Below are 6262 nucleotides of genomic sequence, written 5' to 3'. Positions count from 1 at the left end.
AACCAACCAATCATTACCGGCAGAAGCTGCTTTTGAATCGCAGCTGTCCGCGAAATGCCCGCCGTGAGCGCTTCTATATGCTGCAAAGCGCTTATTGGATCCCGATACCCAATCGCTGCTAAGCGGGCTTGCGCCGCCTCTGGCTGGAGAGATACATCATCTACTGAAAGTTTGGCAGTTTCAGGTAAAAGCGGGCGGTAATAAATTTCTAAATGCAGTTTGCGCACTTCCGCTCGTACCCGTTGCCAATAGGAAACTAAATCTTGTTCACTGCGAAATCCACTTCCCGAAATAGAACGAGCCAAACGGCGCAGTTCTTCGCTATCTTCCGGAAGTACTTGGCAACGGCGAAAACGCTGTAATTGCAGGCGATGTTCCAGGGTACGTAAAAATTTATAATCCTCGCGCAGCCGCTCGGCCGCTCGGCGGGAAATATACCCACCGTCACTCAAGGCGGCAATTGCTTCTAGGGTGCCAGCTGCCCGCAATGTAGTATCTGCCCGCCCGTGCACCAGTTGTAGAAGCTGTACTGTGAATTCCACATCGCGCAGGCCACCTGCTCCTAATTTTATTTGCCGCGGCGCATCTTTAGCGGGTACCAGAGATTCAACGCGGCGGCGCATTGCCTGGGTATCAGCCACAAAACTGCTGCGCTCTGCCGCTCGCCAAACTAATGCCGCCAATGCTTGCACATATTGTGCACCGAGCTCTTTATCACCAGCCACTGGGCGCGCTTTAATATGAGCCTGAAATTCCCAACTTTCTGCCCATTCGTTGTAATACCGGAGGCACGATTCGAGAGTACGCACCAGCGGCCCTTCTTTGCCTTCCGGCCGGAGATTCGCGTCAATTTTCCACAATGCCGGCACCTCTCCGGGCGCACCCACTACCCTGGCTACTATCTGCGCTAAAGCAGTAGCTTTTTCCAGCATTGCCGCTTCCGCTAATTCGGAATTTAAGCTCCGCGCCACGTATATTACATCCACATCAGAAATATAATTGAGTTCTTCGCCTCCTAATTTACCCATCGCAATAATAGCCAAACCGACTTCACCGCTCTCCGGCACAACTCGCTGGGCAATAGCGAGAGCACCATCTAAGGCAGCCTCTACTAGAGCCGATATCTCTTTCCCCACTTCTGGCATACCCGCAGTAGCGTCTACTTGCGTCAAATCAGCGGCCGCGATTTGCATAATTCTCTGCCAATAGTGATTGCGCAATACTTTTACAGCAGCCGCATAATCAAAATTTGTATCCGCAGCTAAATAAGGGGTTAATAGCTCTAATAAATGCGTTTTTTCGGGAACGCCGAGAAATATCTCTACTTCGCGGGGCTGTGCTATAAGCCGATTACTAAGTGCACTCGACAATCCCAATATAGCGAAAAGTTTCCGGCTAGCTACTGCATCAGCCAGCACTTTTGCAAAAATTTGGCTAACTTCTGCTCCGGCACTCTCCACTGCACTAGCAAGGCGCACATATTCCAGCAATGCTTGATTCGGATCAGCGCAGTAGCGCAATTGCTCAATAAGCCAATTCTTATCCACATTTTCTAGAATCGGATCTGCTAGCAATTCCAAAGCGTGCTGCGGGTGTAAGAAACCAGCTTTTGCCAGCATCCCCTGCTCGCTCTGTGCCCGCGCCATTTATTTACCCCTTTTTCTCTCACTACCCTGGATACTTCAGCTTCTGCAGCGGCAAATTTTCTTTCCTAAAAACCACCCAAAAAAATTTTCCGTTCAAAGGGGGTCACTTGATAGCGATAAGTTTCCCACTCTTGGCGCTTATTACGTAAAAAGTACTCGAAGGCATCTTCGCCAAGGGTGCGCGCCACCAATTCCGATTTTTCCATTTCCCGCAGCGCATCGTGCAGAGAAGTAGGCAGCGAAGGAATATCTAGTATTTGCCGCTCCCGCTCGGTGAGGGCAGCTACGTCGGTATCTACTGCTTCGGGCAGTTCATAATCATTTTCTATGCCTGCTAAGCCCGCATTAAGAATTACCGCATAAGCTAAATAAGGATTAGCTGCCGAATCCAAGGCCCGATATTCGAGGCGAGCAGAGCGAGAATCTTCAGAATGTAGAGTCGGGATGCGAATTAAAGCCGATTGATTATTCTTTCCCCAAGCTATGTGGGAGGGAGCTTCGAATCCTGCCCAAAGCCGCTTATAAGAATTTACGTGTTGATTCGTAATAGCAGTAATTTCCCGCGCATGGTGCAGCAGACCCGCTAAAAATTTCCGTCCGGTAAGAGAGAGCCCGGATTCCTCCGCCGGAGCAAAAAAGGCGTTGCGGTCTCCTTCGAAGAGAGAAAAATGCGTATGCATTCCATTTCCGGGATATTCGATTATAGGTTTCGGCATAAAGGAAGCCTGCACCCCTTGCTGTAATGCCACTTGGTCTATTACCACACGGAAAGTCATTACGTCGTCCGCCATGGCCAAGGCATCTGCCACCCGTAGATCTATTTCGTTCTGCCCCGGGCCAGCTTCGTGATGGGAAAATTCTACCGATATACCGATATCTTCTAGAGTTTTCACTGCTTTAGAGCGGAAATCTCGCGCCAAAGACCGCGATATATTATCGAAATAAGCACCGTTATCGATAGGCGTAGGCACCACAGCTGGGTCATTTTCCGGATGGAAAAGATAGAATTCGATTTCTGGATGGGCATAGAAAGTAAATCCTAAATCAGCCGCGTGCTTCAGGGCGCGTTTTAATACCGCCCGCGGATCGGAGCGAGCCGGTTCTCCGTCCGGAGTGAAAATATCACAAAAGATTCGCCCGGTAATTTCTCCTGATTCGTACCACGGCAGAATCCGGAACGTAGAAGCATCTGGGCGCATGAGCATATCTGATTCGTATACCCGCGCTAAGCCTTGCACGGCAGATCCATCGAAACCGATTCCGTTCTGAAAAGCGGATTCTAATTCGGCGGGGGCAATTGCGACTGATTTAAGCGTACCTGCCACGTCGGTAAACCAAAGTCTAATGAAACGAATATCCTCTTCGGCTACTCGGCGTAATACGTATTCTTGCTGTTTATCCATGACCCTTCTTTCTTTCCTTATATATATTCTGCCGTAGACAGAGTAGATTTGGGGTAGGAAACGGAAAATACAGATTCTAAATAAGGGAAAAAGAGGAAAATATGCGAAGCACAGCTCCGGTAGGGAATATTAAAGCAGGAAAAGTTTCACCGGGACGGCATGTGCCAAATAAAATTCCCCGCCCTGAGTATCTCTACCACAGCGGACCCGAACGGGTGACGGCTTCTGATGTAAAGAGCAGCGAAACGATAGAAAAAATTCGCATAGCTGGGCAAATTGCGGCAGATGCTCTCTACACCGCTGGAGCGGCAGTAGCTCCCGGAGTCACTACCGATACTTTAGATAAAATTGCCCACGAATATATGTGTGATTATGGCGCTTACCCCTCCTGCCTGGAATATATGGGTTTTAAAAAATCGATTTGCACTTCGGTAAATGAAGTGATTTGCCATGGAGTTCCAGATTCCCGGCCTCTCCAAGAAGGCGATATTGTGAATTTAGATGTCACTGCCTATATTCACGGTGTACACGGGGATACAAATGCAATGTTTTATGCAGGAGAGGTAGACGAGGAATCCCGCTTACTCTGCGAACGTACCTATGCGGCTATGATGCGCGGAATTAAAGCAGCTAAACCTGGGCGGCGTATCAATGTGATTGGGCGAGTAATCGAATCCTATGCGAAGCGTTTTGGCTACGGAGTGGTAGAAGATTTCACTGGCCACGGCGTGGGAGAAGCTTTTCATTCCGGTTTAATCGTGCCTCATTACGATGCGGCGCCACTCTATGACGATTTAATAGAAGAAGGAATGGTATTTACTATTGAGCCGATGCTTACGCTCGGCGATATCGCCTGGGAGCAATGGGACGACGGCTGGACAGTCCTCACCAAAGACCATAAGCGAACGGCCCAGTGGGAACACACTATTGTGATTGGCAGCGCCGGAGCGGAAATTCTCACCTTACCTACCCAGAATCAGCGGAGCGCAGCGCAAGGAGCGTAGTGCGGCGCAAGGAGTATAGCGGAATGAGCTGCTCGATACGCCGGGTTCTGTGCCGCTTCAAGCGGCGGCGGCCATCCATCTAGGCGAGCCGTTACCGACTCGCTCCAGCGATCTACCCGTGCGCTCAGCGGGACACCTCGTTGCACACTGCTTGATCTTGCTCCCAGCGGGGTTTACCATGCCGGCACTGTCACCAATGCCGCGGTGAGCTCTTACCTCGCCTTTTCACCCTTACCTTGCGGCGGTTTATTTTCTGTGGCACTTTCCTGCGGGTCGCCCCGAGTGGGTGTTACCCACCGCCGTTCCCTATGGAGCCCGGACGTTCCTCGAATATCTCTACTCGCGACCGCCTGAACAGCTCATTCCGTGGGTCTAGTCTACGCAGATTATTTTCTACTCGCTAGCGCTGTGGAAAAATCTCGCATAACTAATTTACTCACAAAACGCTTTTACTAGCAGTGCTCATTACTGCGCCACTTATTAAGAATCTAACACTACTACGATGCATTCATATTCTTCCGAGAGATATATTTCTTCCCGATTAGCAGCTCTTACGGCCGCTATTTCCATAGGCGAGAGCTGAATTCCCCCCGTAGAAGTGCCATCAGGGTGCAATCCAATTATGCTCAACCCACCACTTGCTTGCGAACGCTGATAAGCCGCCTGCAGATCCGGAGCCAGAGGTTGATAAAGCGCGGCCCGCGCTTCTTCTATCTGTATTTTTTCAGTCTGTAATTCTTCAATAGCCGCCTGGAATTGTAATGCAATTCCTTGCCGCTTTTCCCTAGCTTCTTTGGCGGCAGTCTGCAAATCCTGCAGCCGCGCTTCTTCGGCGTCGATTTTTTCCAACAGTGAAAGCGCTGCTGCTTCCTGTTTTTCTAAATTCTCTTGACCTTGGTCTATCTCCGTCTGCAACGCTAATAGCATCCGCGAATCCATCCCGGCACCACTGTGCAGTTTTTGCGTTTTTTCTGCGATAAGTGCACTGCTCTGATTCGCTTTTTGCTCCCAACTCTGCACTTCTTCCTCGGCTGCCCGAATCTCTTGACCAATAGCAGCTATCTGCGTTTCTATCTGCGCAATCTCCGCATCTGCTGCAGCTAGCTGCGCTTTCCCTGGATGATTCTCCACCTGCGTCTGTATTTTATTAATTTGGGCATCCAGTTTCGCCACTTCCATAAGTGCCAACTGGTCACGATGCGGGGCAAAAGCCATAGCTCTCTCCTTCTAGATATTCTCTTTTAGATGCGCATACTCCACGGATCAGTTTGCAATATCGATATATAGGTTTCTACTGCAAAATTTTCCGTAATCCGCTTTTGCAGTGCCGGCAGAAGCGGCCATTCGGAAGCAAAATGGGTGAGGCCAATCAGCGGGCAACCTCCATCCCACAGGTGATCAGTAGCCGGATGGTGGCGTAAATCAGCCGTGATATACACATCCGCCTCGCTCTCCCGCACAGCAGTGAGAAAAGAATCTCCGGAGCCAGGAGAAAGTGCCACTCTTTTCACAATTCTCTCTGCCTCTCCGCCGATAGTTATCCCCGCCGGAGTGGGCGGAAGCAGCGCCTTTAATTTTTCCGCCACTTCTCGCACGCTCATACTCAGCGGCAAATCCCCTATTTTTCCCAGTCCGATTGCGGAATTTGCATGCGGAACTAGCGGGCGTTGATTTTGCAATTCCAGCAAATTAGCGAGAGCGGTGGCCGATCCATCCGACGCCGCATCCGCATTAGTGTGCGCAGCAAAGAGCGCACAGCCGCCGCGAATCAATTGCGTCACCCACCGGCCTTTCGCATTAGTAGCAGCCACACTAGAGGTGCCACGCAGATAGAGCGGATGATGGGTAATCAATAACTGCGCTTGCTTATCTAGCGCTTCTTCGACTGTGCTTTGGCAGGGATCTACCGCAAAACCAATTTTAGTTATTTCAGCCTGCGGATCTCCTATTATTAGCCCTACTCGATCCCACTCTTCTGCCGTTTCCGGAGGGTAATACTTATCTAGCAGTGCTAAAATATTTTCTAATTTTTCTGCCATAGCTAGATTCTAGCAAGCTTTATTAAGGCCGGCATACTACCAAGCAGGCATTCTGCGAAAGCCGCCTATAATCTCTCAGTGGACTCTACCGGACTCGAACCGATGACAACCTGGGTGTAAACCCTGTCTCTTATACACATCTGACGCTGCCGACGAAACCTTATGGGTGT

At 50.1% G+C, this 6262-nt stretch carries 5 protein-coding genes and 1 other RNA gene; 1 reads left to right on the top strand and 5 read right to left on the bottom strand.

The window, feature by feature from the left end:
- Nucleotides 1–1646: bifunctional [glutamine synthetase] adenylyltransferase/[glutamine synthetase]-adenylyl-L-tyrosine phosphorylase (locus tag Q0X35_RS05720; RefSeq protein ID WP_297566427.1), on the bottom strand; the 1646-nt coding region annotated here is incomplete at its 3' end.
- 65 nt (nucleotides 1647–1711) lie between these two features.
- Nucleotides 1712–3049 (bottom strand): glutamine synthetase family protein, encoded by a 1338-nt coding sequence (locus Q0X35_RS05715; RefSeq protein ID WP_297566425.1) that lies wholly within the window; start codon nucleotides 3047–3049, stop codon nucleotides 1712–1714.
- Between the two features lie 101 nt (nucleotides 3050–3150).
- On the opposite strand from Q0X35_RS05715, the gene map reads away from it, so the two are divergent.
- Nucleotides 3151–4053 carry a type I methionyl aminopeptidase gene (gene map / locus Q0X35_RS05710; protein WP_297566423.1) on the top strand — a complete coding sequence of 301 codons (903 nt, stop codon included), beginning with the start codon at nucleotides 3151–3153 and terminating at the stop codon, nucleotides 4051–4053.
- A gap of 20 nt (nucleotides 4054–4073) precedes the next feature.
- Here map and rnpB read toward each other — a convergent pair.
- The 3 genes from rnpB to Q0X35_RS05695 form a co-directional block, all read right to left on the bottom strand.
- Nucleotides 4074–4415: RNase P RNA component class A (rnpB, locus tag Q0X35_RS05705), an RNA gene on the bottom strand.
- Nucleotides 4416–4533: 118 nt separating this feature from the next.
- The gene (locus Q0X35_RS05700) at nucleotides 4534–5268 is read right to left on the bottom strand and encodes a zinc ribbon domain-containing protein (RefSeq protein WP_297566422.1); all 735 of its coding nucleotides are present in this window, start codon (nucleotides 5266–5268) and stop codon (nucleotides 4534–4536) included.
- Between the two features lie 26 nt (nucleotides 5269–5294).
- Nucleotides 5295–6092 carry a Nif3-like dinuclear metal center hexameric protein gene (locus tag Q0X35_RS05695; RefSeq protein ID WP_297566420.1) on the bottom strand — a complete coding sequence of 266 codons (798 nt, stop codon included), beginning with the start codon at nucleotides 6090–6092 and terminating at the stop codon, nucleotides 5295–5297.
- Between the last annotated feature and the right edge of the window lie 170 nt (nucleotides 6093–6262).

This window comes from uncultured Arcanobacterium sp., assembly GCF_947253055.1.
Taxonomy (GTDB): domain Bacteria; phylum Actinomycetota; class Actinomycetes; order Actinomycetales; family Actinomycetaceae; genus Arcanobacterium_A.
The sequence above is the reverse complement of the archived record's forward strand: the minus strand, read 5'-3'. Positions and strand labels throughout refer to the sequence as shown.